At 48.2% G+C, this 25,373-nt stretch carries 21 protein-coding genes; 17 read left to right on the top strand and 4 right to left on the bottom strand.

What is annotated here, in order from left to right:
- Positions 1–66 precede the first annotated feature (66 nt).
- On the bottom strand, positions 67–3,825 hold the full coding sequence (locus BUQ98_RS14425; protein ID WP_074214492.1) for an EAL domain-containing protein: 3,759 nt from the start codon (positions 3,823–3,825) through the stop codon (positions 67–69).
- An 811-nt stretch (positions 3,826–4,636) separates the two neighbouring features.
- Here BUQ98_RS14425 and BUQ98_RS14430 point away from each other — a divergent pair.
- The 6 genes from BUQ98_RS14430 (at position 4,637) to BUQ98_RS14455 (ending at position 9,654) form a co-directional block, all read left to right on the top strand.
- Complete coding sequence (locus tag BUQ98_RS14430; RefSeq protein WP_371515127.1) at positions 4,637–5,746, top strand: methyl-accepting chemotaxis protein; 1,110 nt, start codon at positions 4,637–4,639, stop codon at positions 5,744–5,746.
- A gap of 16 nt (positions 5,747–5,762) precedes the next feature.
- Entirely contained in the window at positions 5,763–6,509 is a 747-nt protein-coding gene (locus BUQ98_RS14435; RefSeq protein ID WP_074214494.1) for an SDR family oxidoreductase, read from the top strand.
- Between the two features lie 70 nt (positions 6,510–6,579).
- Positions 6,580–7,167, top strand: coding sequence for a DedA family protein (locus tag BUQ98_RS14440; RefSeq protein WP_074214495.1), 588 nt, complete (start codon positions 6,580–6,582; stop codon positions 7,165–7,167).
- Positions 7,164–8,276: a hypothetical protein gene (locus BUQ98_RS14445; RefSeq protein WP_074214496.1), complete on the top strand. Its 1,113-nt coding sequence runs from the start codon at positions 7,164–7,166 to the stop codon at positions 8,274–8,276. Before BUQ98_RS14440 ends, BUQ98_RS14445 begins: the two co-directional genes overlap by 4 nt.
- A gap of 71 nt (positions 8,277–8,347) precedes the next feature.
- Positions 8,348–8,896: a hypothetical protein gene (locus tag BUQ98_RS14450; RefSeq protein ID WP_074214497.1), complete on the top strand. Its 549-nt coding sequence runs from the start codon at positions 8,348–8,350 to the stop codon at positions 8,894–8,896.
- Positions 8,884–9,654 (top strand): NRDE family protein, encoded by a 771-nt coding sequence (locus BUQ98_RS14455; protein WP_074214498.1) that lies wholly within the window; start codon positions 8,884–8,886, stop codon positions 9,652–9,654. The genes BUQ98_RS14450 and BUQ98_RS14455 overlap by 13 nt, the downstream gene beginning before the upstream one ends.
- Here the strand turns inward: BUQ98_RS14455 and BUQ98_RS14460 are convergent.
- On the bottom strand, positions 9,622–10,131 hold the full coding sequence (locus BUQ98_RS14460; protein WP_074214499.1) for an outer membrane beta-barrel protein: 510 nt from the start codon (positions 10,129–10,131) through the stop codon (positions 9,622–9,624). The two genes, BUQ98_RS14455 and BUQ98_RS14460, sit on opposite strands and share 33 nt — an antisense overlap.
- Positions 10,132–10,352: 221 nt before the next feature.
- On the opposite strand from BUQ98_RS14460, the gene BUQ98_RS14465 reads away from it, so the two are divergent.
- The 5 genes from BUQ98_RS14465 to BUQ98_RS14485 all read left to right on the top strand — a co-directional run bounded on the left by BUQ98_RS14465 (position 10,353) and on the right by BUQ98_RS14485 (position 15,527).
- Positions 10,353–10,940: a nucleoside triphosphate pyrophosphohydrolase family protein gene (locus BUQ98_RS14465; RefSeq protein ID WP_074214500.1), complete on the top strand. Its 588-nt coding sequence runs from the start codon at positions 10,353–10,355 to the stop codon at positions 10,938–10,940.
- A 323-nt stretch (positions 10,941–11,263) separates the two neighbouring features.
- On the top strand, positions 11,264–12,037 hold the full coding sequence (fabI, locus tag BUQ98_RS14470) for an enoyl-ACP reductase FabI (RefSeq protein WP_074214501.1): 774 nt from the start codon (positions 11,264–11,266) through the stop codon (positions 12,035–12,037).
- Positions 12,038–12,080: 43 nt separating this feature from the next.
- Complete coding sequence (locus BUQ98_RS14475; protein ID WP_074214502.1) at positions 12,081–13,499, top strand: bifunctional enoyl-CoA hydratase/phosphate acetyltransferase; 1,419 nt, start codon at positions 12,081–12,083, stop codon at positions 13,497–13,499.
- A gap of 6 nt (positions 13,500–13,505) precedes the next feature.
- Complete coding sequence (locus BUQ98_RS14480) at positions 13,506–14,702, top strand: acetate/propionate family kinase (protein ID WP_074214503.1); 1,197 nt, start codon at positions 13,506–13,508, stop codon at positions 14,700–14,702.
- Positions 14,703–14,837: 135 nt separating this feature from the next.
- Entirely contained in the window at positions 14,838–15,527 is a 690-nt protein-coding gene (locus BUQ98_RS14485) for a hypothetical protein (protein WP_074214504.1), read from the top strand.
- Positions 15,528–15,558: 31 nt separating this feature from the next.
- Here the strand turns inward: BUQ98_RS14485 and BUQ98_RS14490 are convergent, their stop codons facing one another.
- Together BUQ98_RS14490 and fabG are read right to left on the bottom strand one after the other, a co-directional pair.
- On the bottom strand, positions 15,559–16,266 hold the full coding sequence (locus BUQ98_RS14490) for an SDR family oxidoreductase (RefSeq protein WP_074214505.1): 708 nt from the start codon (positions 16,264–16,266) through the stop codon (positions 15,559–15,561).
- Between the two features lie 33 nt (positions 16,267–16,299).
- Entirely contained in the window at positions 16,300–17,031 is a 732-nt protein-coding gene (gene fabG, locus BUQ98_RS14495; protein ID WP_074214506.1) for a 3-oxoacyl-ACP reductase FabG, read from the bottom strand.
- Between the two features lie 208 nt (positions 17,032–17,239).
- Here fabG and BUQ98_RS14500 point away from each other — a divergent pair, with 208 nt between their 5' ends.
- The 6 genes from BUQ98_RS14500 (at position 17,240) to BUQ98_RS14530 (ending at position 25,360) form a co-directional block, all read left to right on the top strand.
- A complete protein-coding gene (locus BUQ98_RS14500) occupies positions 17,240–17,584 on the top strand; it encodes a hypothetical protein (protein ID WP_074214507.1) in 345 nt (114 codons plus the stop codon).
- A 309-nt stretch (positions 17,585–17,893) separates the two neighbouring features.
- Positions 17,894–18,979, top strand: coding sequence for a 4-hydroxyphenylpyruvate dioxygenase (hppD, locus tag BUQ98_RS14510; RefSeq protein WP_074214509.1), 1,086 nt, complete (start codon positions 17,894–17,896; stop codon positions 18,977–18,979).
- A gap of 231 nt (positions 18,980–19,210) precedes the next feature.
- Complete coding sequence (locus BUQ98_RS14515) at positions 19,211–21,460, top strand: response regulator (protein WP_254813941.1); 2,250 nt, start codon at positions 19,211–19,213, stop codon at positions 21,458–21,460.
- Between the two features lie 147 nt (positions 21,461–21,607).
- The gene (locus BUQ98_RS14520) at positions 21,608–22,615 is read left to right on the top strand and encodes a sphingomyelin phosphodiesterase (protein WP_074214510.1); all 1,008 of its coding nucleotides are present in this window, start codon (positions 21,608–21,610) and stop codon (positions 22,613–22,615) included.
- A gap of 260 nt (positions 22,616–22,875) precedes the next feature.
- Positions 22,876–24,018, top strand: a complete 1,143-nt coding sequence (locus BUQ98_RS14525) for an HDOD domain-containing protein (protein ID WP_074214511.1) — start codon at positions 22,876–22,878, stop codon at positions 24,016–24,018.
- Between the two features lie 76 nt (positions 24,019–24,094).
- Positions 24,095–25,360: a sensor histidine kinase gene (locus tag BUQ98_RS14530; RefSeq protein WP_074214512.1), complete on the top strand. Its 1,266-nt coding sequence runs from the start codon at positions 24,095–24,097 to the stop codon at positions 25,358–25,360.
- Positions 25,361–25,373 lie beyond the last annotated feature (13 nt).

The raw sequence follows: 25,373 nt of genomic DNA on the forward strand, positions 1-25,373 counted from the left end.
GCAGTCCGAGTAAAAAGGGTTAAATTGCCTGCTTTTTAAGTATTCTGCAACCTCATTATCACGCTCTTAATGCGCTGACGATTTTAGGGTGTTAGCCGCGAGTAGCGTATCAAGTGGTGTCGGGTAATCGATTAAAAATCCCTGCACGTAGTTAATCCCGATTTCTTGCACCCGAGCGAGCTTGTCTTCATCTGACACCCATTCCGCGACCGTTTTGTATCCCATGGTGTCGCAAATACTCACGATAGATTCTAGGATGACACGATCAATCTCGTTGTCGTTGTCTGTTAAGTTGGCAACAAATTGCCCGTCGACTTTTACCACGTCGACGTTAAATAATTTAAGGTAGTGGAAAGAGCACAAGCCTGCGCCAAAATCATCCAGTGCCACGTGGGCGCCATAGGCGCGTAATTCATCTACAAATGAGACGGCGGCATTTAAGTGGCTAATCAGTGCCGACTCTGTGATCTCAAAACATAAACGATCGGCGGGAAACACTGAGGTGGTCAGTAATTGCTTTAAGTGGACTTGAAACTTGGGATCACTGATTGAGTGGGCCGACAGATTCAAATTAAACCTCAGCCCAGAGTCGGCCAGCTCACGCGCGCGCGTATTGAGCACATAATTGGCCACCCATGCATCAATGTCTCGAATATAACCAAACGCCTCCGCGGCAGGAATAAATTGCCCTGGATTTATAATACTGCCATCGGTCTCCACCATACGTACTAATAGCTCATACCAGTGCTCAATAGTGGGGCCTTTAGCCGGAGCAACTTGTTGTCCATAAAGCGTAAATCGGTCTTCGGCTAACGCGCGGGTGATGTTTCCTACCATTTGTATGTCGCTATGACGACCTTGTGCCGTGCCAGAAATATCATCGTAATCGACAATTTGTCCACGCCCCGCGGATTTGGCTTCGTACATGGCGACATCCGCGCGGCTCATCAGATCAGAGAGGGTTAAGGTGTTATCATTAACATTCACGACACCAACGCTGGCACTGATAGAAAAAATGCGTTCACCATAGGAAAAAGAAAGCCCCTCGAGTCGCTTGATCAAATCGGCAATCGTGCGCTTGGCGTCTCGCATATTGCAGTGAGTGAGTAGTAGCGCAAATTCATCTCCCCCTAGCCGTGCCACGGTATCATCACTGCGAATGTTATCAGCCAGTGCTTGAGAAACCTGACACAGCACATCGTCACCGGCGTGATGGCCGACAGAGTCATTAATGATTTTGAAAAGATCCAAATCGACGAACGCGAGCACTAATGGGGTATCCTCATTGCGATACAGAGAAAGGTGCGTTTCCATGATGGTTTCAAAGGCTCGGCGGTTGGGTAATAGTGTGAGCGGATCATGATTCGCGTTGTAGTCTAATTGTGCCATCAGCGCGTGTTCTTCGGAGACATCGCGTAGAACAAAGACATAGCCGTGATGGGATCCTTGATCTTTGTTACTGGTGAGTGGCGAAACGGCAACTGAGACATACACCCGTTCGCCACTGGCGAGAACCAGCTGATAGGCATCTTGTATTTGGGTGGCAAAGAAAGTGTTTGTTTGTTGGTCGCTAAAGTGTGAAAGCAGCACGCGTTCCTGTTTATTGTAAAGATGAAAAATCGAGTCTACTGGTTGACCCAGCGGCAAGCTATCGTTGTTAGCGGTAAGCCATTGAGCGGTATTATTAAGATAAGCCAAATTGCCTTGTTCATCGACGGTAATCACAGCATCGTTGATGGAGTTCATTACCACGTCGAGCTGTTCGCGCTCTTGGGCGAGAGTTTGGTTGAGTTCGTTGATTTCCGTGTTGTCCCAGTTCGCCCCGATCATGCGTACGGTTTGGCCGTTATCATCGAGCTGGAGGCTGGCTAGTGCACGAATGTAACGAACGCGACCTTGGCTATCGATAATACGAAACTGCGTATCGAGTCGTTCATGATGGTGAAGCGCTTGATTAAAGGTGTGGTTAATCGGATCCGCGTCGTCGGGATGAAGGCGGCGTTGCCAAGTCGCTAGCGTTTCATGGCCATCCGATATGGGTATGTCGTAAAGGGTGTACATTTGTGGATCCCACTCAAGCCTATCCTCTTTGGCGTGGTACTCCCAGATACCGATATTCGCGGCTTTGGTGGCGGCTTCAAGGCGACGTCGTAAAGTATCCGTTTGGGTATTGGCCAAATATTGCTCGGTGATGTCAATCACGGTACTTAACACTGTTTCAGTCTCTTCGCCGGTTTGTCGCGCGGACGCTTGGCGGAGATAACGGTATCTACCCTGATCATTTTTAAAGCGAAAGACTTCGATCATACGATTGGTATGTTTATCCATCAGAAGACGCATGGCTTGTTCCCAGCCTGCGCGATCATCTGGATGAATACGCGTGACCCAAGCCTGATAGGTTTGAATACTTTTTGGATTAATTCCCAGTAATGGCGCAGACCAACCCGAAAACAGCAGAACCCCAGTATGAATATTCAGCTCGAAAACCGCGAGTTTGTTTATGTCTAGTGCAAAGCGCCAGCGCTCAAGCCAGCGTTTTTGCTCTCGTTGTGCGGCTTTTAGCGCGTTAATGTCTTCTATTTGACTGATTAGGTGGGTCACATGTCCCGCATGTTTATCGCGCACAGCGGTGACTGAAAGTCGCCCCCACACGTGCTCTCCATCGGCCCGTAAAAACTGTTTTTCTAGCCGTTTGTTGTCGGCATGGCCCATGATGAGATCATTAAAATAATCCTTTAGAGCGGATTGGTCTTGCTCTCGCGTAAACAGGGATACATGCGAACCCAGTAAAACATCACGGTCACAACCAAAGAAGTGAGCAAGGCTGGTATTAGCATCTTGAACGATGCCACGAGGATCGAGTATGGCCATACCAATGAGTGAGTTATGCATCGCTTGCGTCAACAGTGAATGTTGCTCAAGGTGATGTTTTTGATGACGACGATAACTGTATGCCAGTTGCGTCATTCCCACCCCGATCAGCATCGCGGTTGCGGCTGTAATCAGGCGCGATAAAGAGGCTTTCTGTTCGATATCAATATGAAATGTAAATACCCCAACAGCGGATAGCACATCAAAACTAACGACTGATAAAGCGATAGTGGCAAGTCCCACTAAGCGGCTCTGTAGTGTTGCAGCAAGGAAGAACAACCCCGTTAGCGCAAGAAAGGGGAAAGGAAAAGCGTACAAAAGTAGGCTGATGAGTAAGAAAAGTGCGATACATACTAAAACGATTTTTAAAGGAGAGGGTAATGGCTGATAAATCGTCTCTTGGAATTGAGCTTGGCGTCGCTCTTGAAAGGCCAATAAAAGAGGGAAAAGCGCGATAAACCCGATCAATTCACTGAAAAACCAGCGGATAATATAGTAGTTGTACCCGTTTTCAGTGTTGACCGACAAGATACTGGCTCCAATCAGAGCACCGATAAGCGGGCTGATGATAATCACGGGGGTCAGTCCACGTATAAAAGGCCAGATGCTCCGAAGCGGATTGCCATAGCGCCTTTTCATAAAAAGGTATAGCGAACTTCCCACGACTGCGGTCAAGGTATTTACGAGCGCAAGCTGGATGCTGAGTTCCGCGGAGAGCCCCATTTGATAATCGGCGATAAAGACACCGACGCAAAGGCCCAGTGTTGCAAATGGCCACGTACCACGAGATAAGCATGTGAGAGCGAAAGCGCCAACGGATGAGGCGTACCAAATGACTGAAAATTGTTCACTGTCAGGCAATACAGCTAGCGAAAACCACACTAACGAGAAGCTAATCGTCATCAAGATGAGAAAGGCGCTAACCGATTGGCGTGCTCGTCGACGGGTGATCATGGGTCTCTCATTAATAACAACAACCTAGAAGTAGCTTAGCGCATTTTAAGTAAGATTTAATGATGTTTGTCGTGTTTATCTTATAGAGGCGACAGTGAGTGTGAGTGAACGCTGGATGATCAGGGTTGATTGAGCGGGAATGTGTTGTCTTTTTTCTACGGCTTTAGTCTAAATTTGATGGTATTCACCGTTATTGCCCTAAAAGCATGGCATTAGTATGAAATGGTCAGGTGCTTCAGCACCAAAAGATACTGATATTTACGCTGAGTATCAGCACTATAACCACGGTAAATCGTTTCCAGGAAAGGATGAAGGGTGAAAGATGACAGGGAATGTAGCAAATAGAAAATTGTGGTTTTGGAGCGTGTTCGTGGCAACCTTGGCGTTATCAATATTGGCTCTTTGGATTATCCTCTCTACACAATTTCTCAGTGTCGTGGCAATCGTGGTTGGCCAGATGGCAACCTTGGCAGTTGCCGCTAAGGTTTGTTTATATCCATCACACTCGGCTCAGCCGGGAATCGAAAACAACGATACTCAAACCATTCCAACAGATACGATTGGACGGCTAGCAACCCGAGCCACCATGAATGCGATGACGGCTGCCGAAGTATCGCATCGTTCCGACATTTTAAAAAACCGTTTGACGGAACAGTTTTCCGCTGTGGTCGAGATTACCGAGACAGCGCAACATATTGAAAAAACGCTATCAAATGCATGTCATGCGCAGAGCGAATCGGTCACTCGAGTCACCGCTATGCGTGATATAAGCACACAAGGTGTGGAGCAACTGACGGCGTCTATTGCTGAGATGCGAGAGATTAACCAGAAAACCGCAGCAACTGTTGCGCGCATTGAAGCGCTGGATGCGAATGTAAACAAAGTCAGTGATGTGGCTCAGGTGATTGATGACATTGCAGCACAGACTAATTTGTTGGCGTTGAATGCGGCGATAGAGGCGGCAAGGGCCGGAGAGCAGGGTCGTGGCTTTGCTGTTGTTGCCGACGAAGTCCGTCAACTTGCACAACGTACGTCGCAAAGTACGAGTGAAGTTGCCTCTATCATTCAACAAATCATGGCTGAATCACGCAGTGTTATGACGCATATTCAAACATTATCGGCGGATGTGGAGTCGGGCACGTCAAATGTAGAAAATGTAGGGCGTATTTTAGCTGAGTTATCCTCTGGCGCGGATCAGGTTGAAACGGCGGTGACAGAAATGGCGGAGGGGTCGTCACAAAATAGTGCCAGCTTAGAGCAAATTGCGGCGGCGTTGACGCAAGTGCGCTCAGGCCTTGAAGACAGTGATCAACAGATTATTGTATTGAGCAAAGAAGCAGAAGGCTTGATGGATACCGCAGAAAAAACGAACGCTGTTTTTGCGGCCTTATCTGATGCGAGCCCCCATCAGCGTTTCTTCAAAGCCGCCAGTCTATGCCGAGATCGCATTGAAGCCGCATTTGAGCAAGCACTTGAGAGGGGGGATATTCGTCAGACTGATTTGTTTGATCGCCACTACCAGCCTATTGCTCATACCCACCCGAAAAAATACACCACGCGGTTTGATGAGTTCTGTGATCGGGTGTTACCTCCGATTCAAGAGCCGATCCTCGCGATCGATGATCATATTGTGTATGCCATTGCCAATGATCATAACGGCTATGTTCCCACACACAATCAACGCTTTTGCCAGCCATTAACCGGGGATTATGCGCAAGATATCACCGGAAACCGAACTAAGCGCTTATTTGATGACCGAACAGGTAGGCGTTGTGGGCAACATACTGATACCATGCTGCTGCAGACCTATAAGCGCGATACTGGTGAGGTTATGCACGATCTCTCCGTGCCCATATTTGTAGCAGGTAAACATTGGGGGGCGGTGAGAATGGGGTATTATCCTCCGGTGTCTGCGGATTAAGCGAAAAGGAGTAGCAATGAATCCAGTTGCGATTGTAACCGGGGCAAGTGGCGGCATTGGCCGTGAGACGGCAAAGTTATTGGCACAGCGAGGCTATGCCATTTGCATCAATTATCTTAGCAACAGTGAATCTGCTTTTGCGCTTGTTGATGAACTTCAAGCCATTGGTGTCAACGCTATCGCCGTGCAAGCTGATGTCTCAACAGAAGAGGGTGTAAAGCGATTGTTCAGTGAAGCGGATAACCGCTTGGGGAACATTACGGCACTGGTGAATAACGCAGGCATTATGTTACCGCAATCATCTGTAAGCGGCATGGATGCAGAGCGTATCAACGCCATGTTCCAAGCCAATGTCACCAGTGCGTTTTTGTGTTGCCGTGAGGCGGTACATCGTATGGCGCAATCACGTGGTGGTAATGGTGGGGCGATTGTGAATGTCTCATCCGCTGCGGTTAAGACCGGCTCCCCCAATGAATATGTGGACTATGCAGCAACTAAAGCGGCGCTAGACACTTTGACCATGGGTCTGGCTAAAGAAGTCGGCCGTGAGGGGATCCGCGTTAATGCGGTACGCCCAGGCCCGATTGATACCAACATGCATGCTGCAGGCGGAGAGCCGGACCGTGTCGCACGCGTTGCCGATAACATCCCTCTAGGCCGAGGCGGATCGACAATGGAAGTGGCGGAAATGATTGCATGGCTACTCTCAGATAATGCCTCCTATTCGACGGGAAGTTTGTTTGACGTTGCCGGTGGTATGTAATCGCTATTTTCATTAATTTGTAAGTAATCTGTGTTTTCTCCTGTCTATGCTTATAGAGAGGAGAAAGCCAATGATTGAAAGTGTGATACCCAGTTTGGCGGCCCTACCGTCTCTGGGGCTGTTTTTTGTAATTATTTTAACCTCTTATATCTTCGAGGATGGGGCGATTGCCCTTGCGGCGTTTGTTGCCGTTCAATCTCTATTGGCATGGCCTATGGCTTTGTTTGCTATTTTTGTCGGTATCGCAAGCGGCGACACGATTCTCTACCTACTTGGACATTATGCGCGGCGTTATCGTGGCTTACGAGCCAGGCTTTTGACCGTGAAAGGTGTGCGAGATGCGCGCCATTTGTTACGTCGGCATCCCTTTCTTAATCTTTTCTTAATTCGCTTCATTCCTGGCCTCAGAACAGTAACCTATAGCCTGAGTGGTTTTCTTTCCATCCCTATCGGGACATTTCTATTGTCGGTTGGTATTGCGACTGCAACTTGGACAGGATTGATCTTTTGGGGCGCGTTTGAAATTGATCGGAGCACGTGGTTAGCGGAACAGCAGCTCACAGGATGGGCGTTTATGATCGCGGTGGTGGTATTGGTGATTATCAACCGTTTATTACGTCGTCGTGCACGACCTAAACTAACAAAAGAGTCCGTATGACAAAATCCACTGCAATGCTTATCGGCCAAACAGGCATGCCGGATTATCCGATCAGACGCCAATTGGGGTGGTTCGAATTCTTACCCACATGGTGTTTCTACGCGCCGGTTGTACTTCAGTCAGTGGGGCTGGGGGTTTACTACCGGAGTTTAACGTTACCTTTGCTGGCGAACCCAGGGATTACCCTTTCGGGGATGGTGGGCGAGGCCAAATCAGATATTTTTGCTCAAGCCGGTGAGCATGCCCAGCAATACATTGCACCCTACTGGCGTTGGCACAAACCCAAAAAGATGACAAGCGCTATACAAAACAATTTATTGGCAGAACTAAGGGCGGCAGGCCTATCAATACCATTGGTTGCTAAGCCCGATAAAGGATGCCGTGGTGCGGGGGTGCAGTACATTGATAGTGAGCAGAAGGTACTCGATTATGTGGCGGCCTTTCCAGAGGAAAGGGATATAGTGTTTCAAGCGCTTGCTCCGTATGAGGCGGAAGCAGGCTTGTTTTACATCCGCTACCCGGGAGAGGGTCAAGGGCAAATTTTTTCGTTAGGGTTAAAATATTTGCCTGCGGTGGTCGGTGATGGTGTTAGTACACTAGAGGCATTAATACGGTGTAATGAGACCGTGGCCGATCGCGCCCATTTGTATCATCAGCGACATCGCGATCGCTTACAGAATGTGGTACCGGCTGGAGAGCGTGTCCCGCTGGCTTTTTCCGGTAGCCATTGTCGTGGGGCAATCTTTAAAGACGGTGCGTCCTGGATAACGCCTGAACTGACCGCGCGTATTGATGCGATCGCCAAAGATATTGAAGGTTTTTACTTTGGTCGTTTTGATATCAAGTTTCGAGATATTCCGTCGCTAATAAAAGGAAAGGAGCTGTGTATCGTGGAAGTCAACGGGGCAAGCAGCGAGCCTGCACACATCTGGGACAGTGATGGCGGGTATTGTCAGGCTGTTCGTGCCCTACTGTGCCAGTATCGACACCTCTATCATATTGGTGAATGCATACGGCGTCGAGGGCATAAACCGCCGTCATTACGGGCATTGCTTCGTGTTTGGTTCCAAGAAAGACATTGGATGACACAGTACCCCGATACCGATTAAAGCGGCATGACTTCTGCTTAAACATTAAGCACATCGGCACGGCTTGCCGCAAACTGTACTAAGGTGAAGGTATGCATTCTAGTTTAACAAACGCAGATAGCGCGATTATTGGCGGGAACCTGGATGTGATGTATCAGGCGCAACTGTTATTGGCTGAGGTGACCGATACCGCTTACAGCCGAAAACGTGCGGATGGGTTTACCAGCACGATTGGTCAACATATGCGGCATGCACTCGATATGTTCTGGGCGTTGAAGCAGGGCGAAACTCGCGGCTTAATAGATGCAGATCAACGGCGTCGTGGACACCGAGTGGAGCTGGACAGACACGCTGCGCTTAATGAATGGCAATCCTTGGCCGATTGGCTCCATAGCCTGTCGAGTCAACGGCTTCATCGGCCTATAAACGTTTCCACTCAAGTCACCTTATATGCCACCAACACGGTCGAAACGCCGTCAACCATGATGCGAGAGTTGATTGCCGTCTCAAGTCATGCCACCCATCATTTTGCGATGATCCGCTGCGCGGCGTATCAACTGGGAGAAGTTTTGGACGAGCATATAGGCGTGGCAGCGGCAACTGCAAGTTATGAGCGAGAGCATCATTCATGTGCACGCTAACCTGGCTAACGACGGAGCGGGGGTTTGAGTTGTGTTTTAATCGCGATGAAGCTCGAGGAAGGAGTCGCGCTTTCCCTCCGAAAATATATCACGTCGATGGGACGCGCGTATTAATGCCGATTGACCCTGACGGGATGGGAACGTGGATCGCGGCGAATGAGCATGGTCTTGTGGTGTGTTTATTGAACGACTATCAGCACGGCCACCGCGTTGTGCCGACGCGGAGTCGAGGTCAACTGGTTAAATCGGTGTCGGTCGCTCAACGTTTGTCGCATGTGGCTAACATCATGATGGCGCAAGACATGCGTGATTTCTCTCCATTCATGTTAGTGGCGTTTGCACCTGACTCGGCGAGTGGCTCTCCAGTCTTTCCACTGGCATGGCGCTGGAACGGAAGGGTTTTAAAGGAAGTTAATTGCTTGCCTCCCGTGGTGTCTTCCGCGGTTGATATTGAAGCCGTCGCGCAGGCCCGATCAGACTATTTAGCGCTGCAGTTACGTGACGCCTCTCCCGTCGGCACTCTCCTTGATTATCATCGCAGTCACGTCCCCAACCAAGGTCACTTATCGGTTTGTATGCACCGTGACGATGCCAGTACAGTGAGCCTAACGCACATATGCGTCGACACGGAGAGTGTGGATATGCATTATTACGACGGTTCGCCTTGTCGAGTCAGTACGCCGCAAGCTGCCCAATTACCGCTTACGGCAGATGTGGCGTCGTATTTAAAAACCAATACTAGTACCGACACTCACTGAGCTGGTTTCAGCATCCCCTCTATCCGCATAGGTGAGTTCAAATGCCATTTTGGGTCCGACCGTAGGTTGCAATTCAAATCCCACTGTACCCGTGGCGCCCCAGCCAATGTCCTTTTCAGAGCCGAACTCGGTTTGGTAATAGTTGCCACCCCCGCGTAAATAGACACTCCCCATGGTCATGGGAAAGTTCACTTGCACGCCGACAGGGATATAGCTTGAGGTTAATGTGGTCTTCGTACCATTGGTGTTATCAAAATCGGCACTGGTTTCGCCGTAACCACTATAAAGACTGGTGTAATCTGTGACTCGTAAAGTACCGTTAACTTCCCACGTGTACCCGGTTTCAGTTTGAGAAGCATACTTTACATCGGTAACACTTGCGCTGGCACCGATGCTTAGCGGAGAGGTTTGAGCGTGTGCGGTGGTGGCCAGTAACATGCCCGCAAAGAGCGTAGCAAACGATAAGCTTTTCGTCATAATAACCATCCTTTTGGCCGAGAGTGTGTCTGACGCATCTATTCAGTATAAAAGGATAGCGGCGAGCGTCCACCAAGCTTGAGTGATATTTGCGCTTTAACACAATATCGTTATAAAGAATCTTCCCAATCGATTTTAACTGTTAGCAAGCAGTGCTATTGTATTGCCCCTTGTGTACCAGCATGACCCCATGCGTGTTTGTCTCTCAAAGGGCTTTAAAAATGAAATTTGCTGTTCTCGATCAAGCGACCTACGACCATCTTTACCGTGATATTGAAGCCTTTCGAATCACGTTTGATCTGCCTTGTAATGATCCAAGTTCATTAGATGATAAGGCCGATGATCTCCATACGGCACTCGCGGTTGAGGAAATGACCGAATTGGCAGAGGCTGATTCGCTGGTTGAACAAGTCGATGCCATTGTTGATAGTGTGTATGTACTCATGGGACGCGCGGTACAGATGGGTGCGCGTGGGTATCGTGATCAACTTGAAGTCAGTTACATGATCGATATTTTGCTTCAAATAGCGAATCGACTTGGAATCGATTTCACCACATGCTGGGATGAAGTCCATCGCAGCAACATGAGTAAAGTCTGCCGTAACGAGAATGAGTTCATTGAGACTCAGGCGTTCTATACGAAAAAAGGCATTGAGGTAGTGGCGAGCCCGAAAGAAGAAGGGATTATCGCGAAATGTGCTGCTGACGTGACGGTGGACGGTAAGCTTATTCGTGAAGGCAAGGTCATGAAGTCGGTCTATTATCGTCCTGCCGATCTTGCCAAATGTGTGATGGATGAACTGACTTAATCGCACGTTACCGTCGGATAGATATAAAGCGCCACTTCATCAAAAGAGTGGCGTTTTTTCGTTGTCAGTGGGTTCTTGATTTGACTAGAGTAAAAGCTCTTCCTTCCCTCCAACTTGCGCCTTTGTCATGAAAGTGTTGCGAAATTGTCTTCTTTTATTACAAATAGTGCGCCTTATCTTCCTCTATACTTTTGCACTTAGCGCTGATTTAGGTCTAAGTTAAAGGTTTGCAGTTGCTTTAGAGTAACGACACTTTTTTTAGTGTAATCGCTCAACATCTTGAGCGGCTCACGCTTTCGCAACGCATTATAAGGGAGAGCACCGTGGAACATCCTTTCTCACTTGAAGGTAAAGTCGGCATCATTGCCGGGTTAGCGAATGAAAACAGTATTGCATTTGGCTGTGCTCAAGCACTGAGCCAAGCAGGCGCAGACATACTGGTGACCTATGGTAGTCCCAAGGCAGAGCGCTTTGTCACCCCTTTGAAGGCATCAATGGGTGATCCTGAGTTGATGCTTTGTGATGTCCAAGATGACCAACAGCTTGATGCACTATTTGCACGCGCCAAAGAAAAATGGGGACGGGTTGATTTTGTGGTGCATTCCATTGCGTTTGCACCATTGGATGATTTGCATGGCCGCGTGGTTGATTGCTCGCGTGAGGGATTTTCGCTCGCGATGGATATTTCTTGCCACTCATTTATTCGCATGGCCAAACGCGCCGAGCCGCTGATGTCGTCCGGTGGGACACTCTTTAACATGTCTTACTACGGTGCCGAGAAAGCGGTGGATAATTATAACTTGATGGGGCCGGTTAAAGCTGCGCTGGAATCGACAACTCGCTACCTTGCGGCGGAGTTAGGGCCACAAGGTATTCGTGTTCATGCCATTTCGCCTGGCCCTATTCGTACGCGTGCAGCCTCTGGATTAAAAGAGTTTGAAGCCCTGGCGGTAGATGGCGAAACGCGCTCACCGCTGCGTCGACTCGCGACGGTTCAAGATGTCGGTAACGCCGTGGTCTACCTGTCTGCCGATGCAGGATGTGTATTGACAGGATTAACGCACTATGTCGATGCCGGTCATCATCTTCGATTTTAAATTCATATAGTTACCGACTTAATCGATTATTGAGGAGCCCACTATGACAGGGACACATAACGAGGAAGTCATCGAGAATAAGACGTACGATGAAATTTCAATAGGTGATGAGGCATTTTTAGAGAAACGCCTGACTATGGAGGATATAAAGCTCTTTGCGATTATGTCCGGAGACGTGAATCCTGCTCACGTGGATGATGACTTTGCGAAAAGCAGTCGCTTTCAAGAGATCATTGCCCATGGCATGTGGGGCGGAGCGCTGATATCAACCGTGTTAGGGACTAAGTTGCCTGGGCCTGGCACCGTGTATTTGGGTCAGACGCTCTCCTTTAAGGCACCCGTGATGCTTGGGGATGTGTTACGGGTCGTGGTACGCGTCGGCCAAATGGATGATAAAAGACATCATATTGTGTTTGCTTGCCGCTGTGAAAACCAACGCGGTGATACCGTGATAGAAGGCGAAGCGCGTGTGCTAGCGCCTACGAAAAAAGTGAGACGCCAACGCACTGTGATGCCTGAAGTCCGCTTGTCAGAGAGAGGACAGCTACACGCCATTCTTACCGCCGCAGATCATCCCGATCCTATGCATACGGCTGTTGTCCATCCGGTTGATGACAGCTCTATTCGTGGCGCAGTGGCGTCGGCCAAACAACAACTGATCATTCCGACCCTTGTGGGGCCCAAAGATAAAATTCTCGCGGCGGCGGATAAAGCTGAGTTGGAGATTAAAGATTTTGAGATTGTTGATGTGCCACACAGTCATGCCGCTGCCGAGCGGGCCGTTGAAATGGCACGTGCGGGGCAAATTGAAGCCTTGATGAAAGGGGCCCTACACACTGATGAATTGCTGCATGAGGTGGTTAAACGTGAAGGCGGCTTGCGCACAGAGCGATGTTTGAGCCATGTGATGGCGTTTGATGTGCCGACGTATCCACGACCGCTATTGATTACCGATGCGGCGATTAATATCTCCCCAGGGCTGGCGCAAAAGCGCGATATTATCCAAAATGCGATCGAGCTCGCTCATGCGATTGGGAATACCAATCCGCGCGTTGCCATATTGTCTGCTGTTGAAACCATTAACCCTAAACTCAATGCAACCATTGATGCTGCAGCACTGTGTAAGATGGCCGAGCGTGGCCAGATTACCGGGGGAATTCTTGATGGGCCACTGGCCTTTGATAGCGCTGTGTCTGAAGATTCACGCGCGACAAAAGGCATTGAATCGCCCGTGGCAGGGTGCGCTGATATATTGATGGCACCGGATCTTGAGGCTGCCAATATGCTCATGAAGCAACTGACGTACCTCGCTGATGCAACGGGAGCGGGCGTTGTCGTCGGGGCTCGAGTCCCCATTATGTTGACCAGTCGTGCCGATGATGCATTGACACGTATCGCCTCAAGTGCACTTGCTTTGCTATTGGCAGACTATCAACGAAAAGCGCTCGATATGCGCACATAGGTTGCTATGGCTAATATTCTCGTGATTAATAGTGGTTCATCGAGCCTGAAGTTTGCGCTATTCGATGCTGATATTCAGTGCGACCACGATGAGATGGACGCCGTCTCCTACGTGTTTCGCGGTCAGTTTTCAGGATTGGGGACGGAGCGATACGAAGTGACGGTAGAGACAGCAGGAGTGACTGCGACCTCGTCACCCGCAGAGGCGAACGACCACCAGACGGCGATCCTATCGTTATTAAACTGGTTAGAACACCAGGGGGCACTCACGGATCTGGTGGCGGTGGGGCACCGTGTCGTACACGGGGGGATGCATTTTGATCAAGCAACCTGTTTAGATGAACACAAGATAGCACTTCTTGAGGCGTTAACGTCGTTGGCACCGCTTCATCAACCATACAGCTTGGCGCCGATAAGGGCATTGCAAATGCGTTTGCCAGACATGCCTCAGATTGCCTGTTTCGACACGGCTTTCCATACCCAGCAACCACGTCAAGCTCGTCAATTTGCATTACCCTATCCGATGTATGATCGTGGCTTCCAACGGTATGGATTTCATGGCCTTTCCTATGATTATATTTGCCGCTGTTTACCGGTAGTGATCCCCCATTACGATCCTCAATCACGGGTGATTGTTGCCCATTTAGGTAATGGTGCCAGTTTATGTGCGATCAAAGCGGGGCAAAGTGTTGCCTCGACCATGGGATTCACTGCGCTTGAAGGATTGCCCATGGGGACTCGAAGTGGGGCGATTGATGCGGGGTTGGTCTTACATTTGATTGCTGAAGAGGGGATGACCGTTGAAGAGGTGACGGCGCTCCTCTACAAAGAGTCCGGCCTATTAGGCTTGTCGGGGATTAGCAGTGACATGAAAACCCTGTTGCGCAGTGATAAACCAAGAGCACAGCAGGCGATTACGCATTATTGTTACCGTATTGCGCGCGAAATAGGCAGTTTGAGTGCCGCCCTGGGTGGCGTAGATCATCTAGTGTTTACAGCCGGGGTGGGCGAGCATGCCGTGCCGGTGCGAGACAATGTGGTGCGCCAATGTGGCTGGCTCGGCATGATGATAGATGACGTGGCGAACCAAAGCCATCAAACCTGTATATCCTCACCAAAAAGCGAAGTGGACGTGTGGATCATCCCGACCGATGAGGAGCGCGTGATCGCGATGGATTGTGCGGCATTCATTGCGCCACGATAGAGACCGTTCTGGATGGATGCATCATAAATATGCACCTAAAAGTGTGATATTCCATACAATATTTTTTCTTTCAGTGCACGGTCGGGCGCGAAATGCGTATCCTTAGCGCGGACAAAGGGAAGTAAGGATAACATTATGATGCGCTGGTTTTGGGTGAGTGTATTGATGCTCAGCCTGACGGGGTGTGCGCAAAAGCTAGGCCGACCATTTGATATAAAAAACCTGGCCAAGTCAGACATGGATTTGATTACCGATATTCATATCGCTGAAATTCGTCAGATCACCGAGCGGTTATTGATTAAGCTCTATAAACGTAACCCTAGAGAGCTTAACAAGGTGCCCGGTATGACTATCGACCAACGTGTTAACCAGCTGATGGGTGAGCAACGCCCCCAGAATGGATTCCGTGAATTGGGTGGAATGGATGGGATTGCATTACTGCCGTTGGCATTTTCGACCGAATTTGAGGGTGATCGTGTGTTTGCTCTCATGGCCGGGGTGACTGGCATGATCAGTGCCAGCTATAACCACCAAACCGAATTCTTTTTACTCGATGACATCGACCAGCAAAAACTTTACAACTGCGCGCGTAATCTCGAGAAAATTGCGTGGCTGTTAAATAACCGTCGTGATCCTCAAGGCAATTTACTGCTGCTCAGCAACGGCATTAATCAAAACGGTGTACCCAATTACAGTTATGAGCGTTTACTTAGCCAGATGATATTGATCCAAGATATGATGGCACTGATGGTGGCGGACAGCACCAATCGCAATATTAACCAAGTGGTACATAGCATGGCGTCCATGACATTTTTTCCCATCTAGTGTAACAGGCGGGGTCTAGCCGCCTGCATCATCACCAGCCGATCTCTTTGCCTTGATAATCAATGAAACTGCCGCTTTGGCTGTCGGTTAGGGTATCAAGTACTTGCTTTAAGCCATGTGCCGATGTTGGGGCGGTGATCAGCGCATTGGGGCCGCCCATTTGAGTTTGTACCCAACCAGGGTGAAGCGCAACCGTGCGAATACCTTTTGGGCGCAAATCAATCGATAAGCTTTTTACCACGGCGTTTAGCGCCGCTTTTGAGCTTCGATAAATATACCCGCCGCCGGACTGGTTATCACTCATGCTACCTACTTTTGATGACACAAAAGCAAGAATAGGCGTATGGCCATCCTGAGCAGCCAGAATCAGATGTGGAAGAAAAGACTCTGCTATCACGAGTGGGGCGATAGTATTCACTGACAGGACTTCTTGCCATGCCGCGGTGTCCGTTTCCCCTAACGTGTAACCTTTGGGGCCATACAGGCCGGCATTATTGATCAACAAGTGGATGGGAGTATTGGCAAGTGTTTCACTGAGTTGCGCCACGGCCGCCTGATTACTTACATCAAGCGCATGGGTGGATAACGAGGCATAACGCTTTTTCAGGGTCATTAAATGTGGCGCTGAACCCGGGAATCGGCAGCAAGCGATGACGCGCCAGCCATGCTCTAGGTACTGCTCGGTGAGAGCTAATCCGATCCCGCGATTCGCGCCGGTGATAAGGAGTGTGGGGGTCATAAGTGACTCATGGTGGCTACTGTTGTCCCCTTATTATATGACTAATCCACCATCCACTTTAAGTGTTTGACCTGTGATAAAGCTCGCGTTATCGCTGGCGAGAAAACTGATTGCATTGGCAATGTCTTGCGCTGTTCCCATTCGCCCTAACGGTGTTTTACCTTTCATCATCTCAATCACTTTATCGGGTAAATTTTCCGTCATGGGCGTTTCGATAAAGCCAGGTGCGACACAATTGGCACGTATTTGGGCTCCGTGACGTGCGAGCTCTTTCGACCACGTTTTGGTCATTGCGATCACGCCCCCTTTTGACGCAGCATAATTGGTTTGGCCGATGTTTCCGTCCGTACCTACAACGGAGGATAAACTGACAATCGCACCTTGCTCTTGTGCGATCATCAGTGGCGCAATTGCTTGTGTCACGGTAAATACCCCTTTAAGGTTGACGTCTATCACCGCATCCCAATCACTTTCGCTCATTTTAGTGAGTAGGTTGTCTCGCGTTATCCCTGCGTTATTCACGAGCACATCGACCATTGCGTTTTGTTGGTGCAAGGCTTGCACCCAACTAGCAACAGCATCTCTGTCACAGACATCCAGTGCAACAGGCTTAATGACGGTATGGCCTTGCCAATCTTGCATATTGTCAATATTTCGATCGAGGGCGTAAACGGTTTTGGCTCCTTGCTCGACAAACGTATTGACGATCGCACGGCCGATACCTTGAGCAGCACCTGTAATCACACAGTGTTTACCGGTTAGCATGGTCTTTCTCCTTGTTGTATTAAAAAACGATTTTCTTGGGCGGTTGGTCACCTAAGCGCTTGCTTACATTTACGTATCTACGTAACAACTGAATAAACGTGCAACAACTGGGCCATAGGTGACCCCCTCTATAGTAAATTGTGATATCAATTTTTGGGTGAATAGGCTAAAATTTAATCAAGATGTCACCTTGTTTGAGAGAGGAACTATGCCGACGTCAATCAACTCGCAACCCTTAGCGCAGCAATATATGCAGCGCCAGCGCGATCGTCAGGACGATCAGGTCAATGGCGGTCTCAATAACTCGATGAGTGTTCAAGAACGTGCTGAGCTGATCCGTAAAGAGCGAGAAGAGCAGAAAGAGACGGCTGCATCCGGTGAACAGCGTGAAGATAAACGAGATTATCAGGCACTGATTGACCGAGTTGCCGATCAAGAAGCCCAGAAAACCAAAGCGGATGCGTACAATCAGCAGCAACAGGCGTTGATGGATCAAGTACAAAAAACGATCACACCAAATGCACAACAGACGAGCTACAGCTTGAAGGTATAAGCGGATAGGCACGCAGTTATGTGCTCCTTGATTGCCGTCCTATGTGGGGCGGCTTTTTGCTTTTTGACGATATGGTTTTTATTTTGAGTTGCAAAAATGTAAAAAATAAGTGATTTTGCGCGTTTATCTTTACACTTTCTTCTATTGGCTCCCCCTTTTAAACCCTGTTTATTCAGCGTTCTCCTCTTTCTGTTCATCAATAATGACACTATTGGTTAACATTTAAGAAACATGGTGTCGTCCATAGAGCTCTAGTGCTTGCGCCAATCTGATGCTATCTCTAATGGCATAACCAAGGAGGAAGCGACTATGACGTCAACTATGCAAGCGCCTGTCAAAACCATTAACCCACTAGGCACTGATGGGTTCGAGTTTGTGGAATACACAGCGCCCGATCAAGCGGGTATTGATGCGCTGAAACATCTATTTTCGTTGATGGGTTTTGCCGAGATTGCGAAGCATAAGCACAAGCAAGTTTGGCTGTATCGTCAAGGAGACACCAACTTCATTGTTAACGGTGAATCTAACTCTCAGGCACAAGGCTTTGCTAATCATCATGGCGCGAGTGTGAATGCCATGGCATTTCGTGTTCAAGATGCAGTACATGCTATCGCTTATGCGGCGAAACAGGGCGCGAAGGTGGTTGAGCCAAATATTGGCCCGATGGAACTGAGCATCCCAGCGGTATACGGTATTGGTGATTCACTGCTTTACTTTGTGGACCGTTATGGTGAGCAAAGCATTTATGAGGTGGATTTCGACTTCTATCCAGATTGGCAAGCGCGTCTTCAAGAAGCGGATGCGGGACTGCGAGTCATTGATCACCTAACGCATAATGTCGATATTGGCAATATGGATGTATGGGCAGACTTTTACGATCGCATTGCCAACTTTAAAGAGATACGTTTCTTCGATATTGAAGGAAAGAAAACCGGGTTGAAATCGCGCGCATTGACAGCACCATGTGGAAAAATTCGTATTCCTATTAACGAGTCAAGCGATGATAAATCTCAAATCGCGGAATACCTGAAAGAGTATAATGGTGAAGGGATTCAGCACATTGCGATGACAACAGAGAACATCTACGAAACCGTACGTACGCTGCGTAAACGTGGTATGGCATTTATGGATACGCCAGAAACCTATTATGAACAAGTGAATGATCGCGTTAATGGCCATGAAGAGAGTATTGATGAGTTGCGTGATACCCGTGTACTCATTGATGGCGATGCCGAAAGCGGTATCCTGCTTCAGATTTTTACGAATACAGTCATTGGCCCTGTGTTCTTTGAGATTATTCAGCGCAAAGGAAATCAAGGCTTTGGAGAAGGTAATTTTAAAGCCTTATTTGAGTCTATCGAGCTCGATCAAATGCGCCGCGGGGTGCTAGATTAATGAATCAATGCAATGTGATGCATATTTGTAGTGTGTTCAGGTAGGCGTGTTTACTCGCGTTATGTAACCAAAAATAGACACTTAAAAAGACGGCGCTTCAGGTGGAGCGCCTTTTTTGTCTGTTTTTTTCGGCGATTAGCCGGAACATTTTTCGCTCAAAGCAAGAATAGACTCTATGCTTACCAGATACGCTTTTTCATTAAAAAGGTGATTATGAAGGTAGGCAAACCTATGAGGCGCCCTTCTCCCTCGGTGTCTTTAATGACCAAAGTGGCCTTATATTGGTCGATACTGACAGCCTTGTTAGCATCGCTCTTACTGTTAGCGGATTATCATACTCATAAAGCACAAGTAGGACGTGCGCTCCAAGACGTAGGCTATCGTGATTTGACCACCGTGACTGATCATTTATGGCGAGTAGAAACACAAGCTTTTGAACAAAAAGTAGAGCAGCTGATCGCGCAGCCAGAGATAGACTTTATCCGCGTTTATGACGCAGACGGTACGCTAATCGAACGAGGGGTGGAGCCTGCAGATCAGGCACTTCGTATGAGCTGGCCATTAATTGCTCGAGATGAAGGCAATGAGTACGTGCTTGGGCAGCTCGAAGTTGCCTCTAATTACACGGTCTTAAAAGCTTACTTAGGCAACAGTGTTCAGTGGATATTCTTAGTCTGGCTTGGCATTACAGCCTTAGGGATTATGGGCTCAATCATCATTATTCGACGCAACCTTGCGACGCCATTATCTGTGCTTCATCAACAGGTTAATCAGTGGGATGATGGTTTACCTATGACGATCAGTGTCCCGCCGCAGTTTCGTCATTGGCGAGGGTTTGAAAAGCGTTATAACCTGATGATCACGCGATTCAGGCAACAGCTGTCCCAGCTTAAAGATGACAAGCATAAGGCTGACCAGGCGAGTCAGAAAAAAAGCGAGTTCCTCGCCAACATGAGTCACGAGATCCGGACGCCAATGAATGGCATTATTGGCATGGCATCATTGTTAAAAAGTACACGCTTGAACGATGAACAACAAGAGTTCGTTGAGATGCTAGAAACCTCTTCAATGTCGTTGCTGGATATTATTAATGACATCCTGGATTTTTCGAAAATAGAGGCAGGAAAGTTAGAGTTAGAACCATTAGAGCTCAATGTATTTGAGCTGGGCAAAGATCTTGAAAACCTGTTTACGCTTCGCGCCAAGGAAAAGCATTTAATGTTTGGCTGTAGTATTGATGCGAATATCTCACCGTTACTGATTGGTGATGCGCCTCGATTACGGCAAGTGATGATCAATTTGGTTGCCAACGCCATTAAATTTACAGAGCAAGGGGAAGTGGCTATCGCGGTAACGCAAATCCATGATGAAGAAACGGCTTGTGTGCTCCGTTTTGAAGTCAGAGATACTGGACCAGGCATTCCCCTTGAGGAACAAAGCCGCATTTTTGGTAAATTTGAGCAGGGTGATTCGTTAGTAGCAACCGCTCGGGGTACCGGACTCGGACTGGCTATTTCACAGCAAATTGTCAACTTGATGGGGGGACGAATACTCCTAGAGAGTGAGGTTGGCATAGGAAGTCTTTTTTCATTTACCGCGCGGTTTGAATGTGCGGATGTACCGCTAGCGACGCCGGTAGAAGCCTATTTATTTGCTGGGGCGCCGATGCTTTTGGTTGACGATAGCCGGTTGAATATGCGTATTACTACGGCACAATTGAGTAATCTTGGGTGTCAGATTACTTGCTGTATGCACCCTGATGATGTTTTGCCTCTTATTGAAGAACGGCTGGCTAGTCAGTCGCCTTTCAAAGTCATATTGCTCGATAAAGTGATGCCGAAAATGGATGGATTTTCATTAGCGGAACAGATTGCCGACACATTTGGTGACAAAAGCCCTGCGATCATGATGTTAACGGCTGCACCTGATACTTTAGACAAGCCACGCATTGAACGATCAGGCATAGAGGGGTATCTAGGTCGCCCCTACAAATTCAATGATTTGAAAGCCCACTTGGTGCGGATCTTACAACAGCGTCAGCCAACACTAGGGGTCGTACGTTCCACCGGAAAAGGCACATCACTGGCTGGGTTACATGTTTTGGTGGTAGAAGATTCTAAGGTCAACCAGCGTGTGACTGAGGCCATGTTGAGCCAACTGGGGATATATGTCCGCTCTGCCGCCGATGGCGAGCAAGCGGTGGCGCTGTGGAGAAACCAGCCCTTTGACGTAATTTTCATGGATTGCCAAATGCCTGTGATGGACGGGTATCAGGCGGCTAGTCTTATTAGAAGCAAAGAATCACGCTTTAACCGCACGCCCATTATAGCCTTAACTGCTAATGCAACGCTGGAAGATAAGGAGGCCTGTTTAGCCGCCGGCATGGATGACTATATTGCCAAGCCAGTACGGCAACATGAGCTGGCGACCATGCTGAGAAAGCATACCTTTACATCGCAAACTCACTTAGTGACTCATTAACGGTGTCATACAAGCAACGTGATCTTAGTTACAAAAAACATCAAAAAAGTAAACAAACTCTGGGTCGATTAAGCCTGATTTCGTTAGGCTCCTAATCTTTTGGTGGGCTAAGCACCGATAATTAGAAAGCAAAGCGAAAGAGGAAACATGAAAATTAGAAAAATGCTCTTAACGGCAGCGTCCTTACTGCTAAGCCTCAGTGCGCAAGCAGGTCAGCTAAATGTCATGGCGTATAACATTATGCAGCTGAGTAACCTTCAGGATTGGGATCAGGCAGAGCGAGCGGCCCGTTTGCCGCAAGCCATCGCTGATATGGATACTCAACCGGATGTGATTCTGATCAGTGAAGCCTTCAATGCTGAGGCCGAGCAAGCAATGAATCAGCTGGCTAACTGGTACCCGTATCAAACGCCCAATGTAGGGCAAGATTGTAGTGGTGAAGGCTGGGATGCGCTGACAGGAAATTGCTCCAACTCGTTGTTTGTTGTGCGTGGCGGCGTGACGATCCTTTCTAAATACCCTATTTTGACGCAAAAAGCGCATATTTATAACCAGAGCTTGAAAGGCAGCTGGGATTATCAAGCCAACAAAGGCTTTGCTTACGCCAAGATCGATAAAAATGGTGAGGTGTTTCATCTGATTGGCACTCATTTACAAGCAACGCACGACGGCATGTCTGATGAAGAGCATCAAGTTCGTCTCGGCCAGCTTAGTGAAATTAAACACTTCATCGACAATGCGGCGATTTCTGCTGACGAGCCGGTAATCATTGGCGGTGACATGAATGTGGAGTGGAGTCGCCAAGATGAAATCAAAGACATGAAAGCGGCATTAAATGGTGCACTGCGCTTCACCGAGCCAGAGGTGACGTCTTTTTCGGCCCCGCATAATTGGTTCACGAAGGCGAACGCTTATCACTTTGACTATGATCTTAACTACAACACCACGTTAGATTACATTTTGTGGAGTCGTGACCACGCTGCGCCAACCAATCAACCTGAGATGAAGGTGATACAATTAACCGCCAATGACCGCTGGTATTGGGATTACCTGGAAGGTGAGTGGCCGCAAGAAGCTGGGCAAACTTACCATGATGGTTATTACAATGAACTGTCTGACCACTATCCGGTCATGGTGCAGTTTGAATTTAAGTAAAATCGGCTAGCAACAACGTGCATCAATCCAGGGCTCAACCGTGTTGAGCCCTCGTTCTCATCATTATCTCCTCGTCTCAGCCATACCACTTATTTCTGTTCGTATGCCAAGAAAATTTGACGTTTTGGGCTACGCTTATTGAAAGGAAAGATAGGCATCTGCACGTTGGGATAGCGTTCAGATGGGACAGACGCGGCGTTTAGTTATTGCCTGACGGTTACGCAGGCAGTTTAAGACACCTATGAGGATACGAGGGAAGAATGGATAGGCCACGTTTCCACATCATCTATATCGATGATGACGAGCTCACATTAAAGGCCATTGGTCGGGTCATTCGTCGTTTGAAACCTAGTTGGGCTATCAGTTTGATAAAAAATCCCACTCAGTGGGAGAAAGGCTTGTTAGATGAGCTGTCTCCCTCTCTCGTGATCAGTGACCTACTGATGCCCAAATTAAAAGGTGATGCACTGCTAGAGCAGGTCCGGGCGCGATTTCCCGGCACGATCCGTGCGTTGATAACGGGAGATACGCGACAAAAGATTACGAAGCTGGCGACGCCCAGTGTGCACTTCGTTTTGCCTAAACCTTTCTCTGAAGATGATTTTGCTAATGTACTCAACAGTGTTGAGCGTCTCTATAAGCTGCCTATTGATACAGAAACACGCAACCGGTTAGTCGGTATTGAAGATTTTCCTGTTTTACCTGATTGTGTGCGCCGCTTACGTGCCACTATTAACGATCCGAATTCGGACATGGAACAAATCGCGCGCGTCGTTAGTGAAGAGCCGCCGCTGGTTGCTCGCCTTTTACAGCTTGCCAATTCCGCCTATCTGGGTTTTCGACATCGGGCTTGGTCAATAGAAGCGGCGATTAATCGGTTAGGGATTCAATCGGTCGAGTCAATCGCCGCCACCATGGTGGGACACAATGCGTTTCAGTACCTGTCTTCCAAAGAACACTATGCGGTGGTGGATGAACATATTGAACTCGCTAATGTCAGTAAATCGCTGGGCTTATTCTTAGGCTATGACAAAGCGCATGCCGAGCGTTTGTATCTCGCGTCAGTACTGTCATCGTTAGGAGAATTAATGGCGAGAGAGCTTGGTTGTCGTGAAAGTGGCAACAATCCCATTTGCGATTTACCTTCCCGTTTTGATACAGCGCTCGTCGTTTCGAGCTATATCATCATTTTGTGGGGCTATGACTTTGAGCTTGCAGAGACAGTGCTTGCAAGTGGTGCCATCTCACCAACACCTGAAAGTGAACGAACTAAGGATGGTGCATTATTGCATTATTGCCGTCAGTGGATTAATGCAAACGATATAGAGAAAGCGAAGCTTTTACAGTCTTGGTCGGCCAACATCGGTGCTTTTTTTACTCAGTCGTATAAGGAGACGATCTGAGTGTGCCGGCAGTTAATCGTGGTCATTTATGACGCCGCGGTCTCTTGTTCATGCAACATGAGCATGGAGGGGTCACGTGCAGGATAATGACCTATCACCCGCGATTCTGAATCAACTGTCGATAGCGATATGCATCGTCGATCATGAGTACAAAATCGTTAATGCGAACACTTGCTTCTTTATCAGCCTAAATTTAACAAGCGACATACTGATTGGGGACGCACTGTTAGCACGTTTCCCAACTCATTATCAATTTTTGCAACAAAACATCGCGACAGTTTTCTTGACGAAAGCGCCATTACAGTCTTCTGGCGCTGTTATCGTTGATATATCTAGGGATGTGGGGAGCGACGCCGCACACATTTGGCAAGACATCGAGTTTCTGCCCATCCCCTCTGCGTGTGGTGTGGTAACACAAGTTGCTATTTGTTTTTACCGACCCACAGCGTTGGCGGCACCCAAGCAAGACTTAGTACCCACTATTTCTGATAGTCAGCGATTCAAACGAAGCTCGGATGCGTATCAATGTGTCGTGTCAGAGCTGAAGCAGTTACAAAGCCAACTGCTCCAGTCTGAAAAAATGGCGTCAATTGGGCAAATATCAGCGGGTATTGCTCATGAAATAAATAATCCTATTGCGTTTATTTCCTCCAATATTTGCACTTTGTATGATTATCTCGAGAAGTTTACCGCTTATGTTCACCGATTGGATGAAACGATTGATAGCACCCAAAATAAGGCCTTACTGGCCGATAGGCAGGCGCTAAAAGACGATATCCAATTGAGTTATTTACTCGAAGATGCCAGCGATCTGATTGAAGAGTCGTTAGAAGGTATTACGAGGGTGATGACGATCGTAAAAGATCTCAAAGAGTTCTCACACGTCGATAGTGGAGAGTGGGTCTTAACCGATATTCGCTGCGGTATCGATTCGACGTTGAAAATCATCCATAACGAAATCAAATACAACATTGAGATAGAAAGAGTCTACTCGCCACAGACACCTGAGATCATGTGTCAGCCTATGCAGTTGAATCAAGTTTTTCTCAATTTGCTCATTAATGCAGCGCAAGCTATTGAGGGAGAAGGAAAAATAAAGATTTCTGTTGCTCCTCTCGATGAAAAGCATCTCGTGATTAAAATTACAGATAATGGCCAGGGGATGCCTGAAAAGGCGCTGACGACGATCTTTGAGCCGTTTTATACCACCAAACCGGTTGGACAAGGGACCGGGCTTGGCTTATCCGTTTCGCGCGATATTATCGCCGCGCACGGCGGCCAGATTACGGTAATCAGTGAGCAGGGCAAAGGGACCACATTTACCATTGTTTTACCTTGTTAATAAAATGGTGGTG

This window comes from Salinivibrio sp. ES.052 (assembly GCF_900141775.1).
GTDB lineage: Bacteria > Pseudomonadota > Gammaproteobacteria > Enterobacterales > Vibrionaceae > Salinivibrio.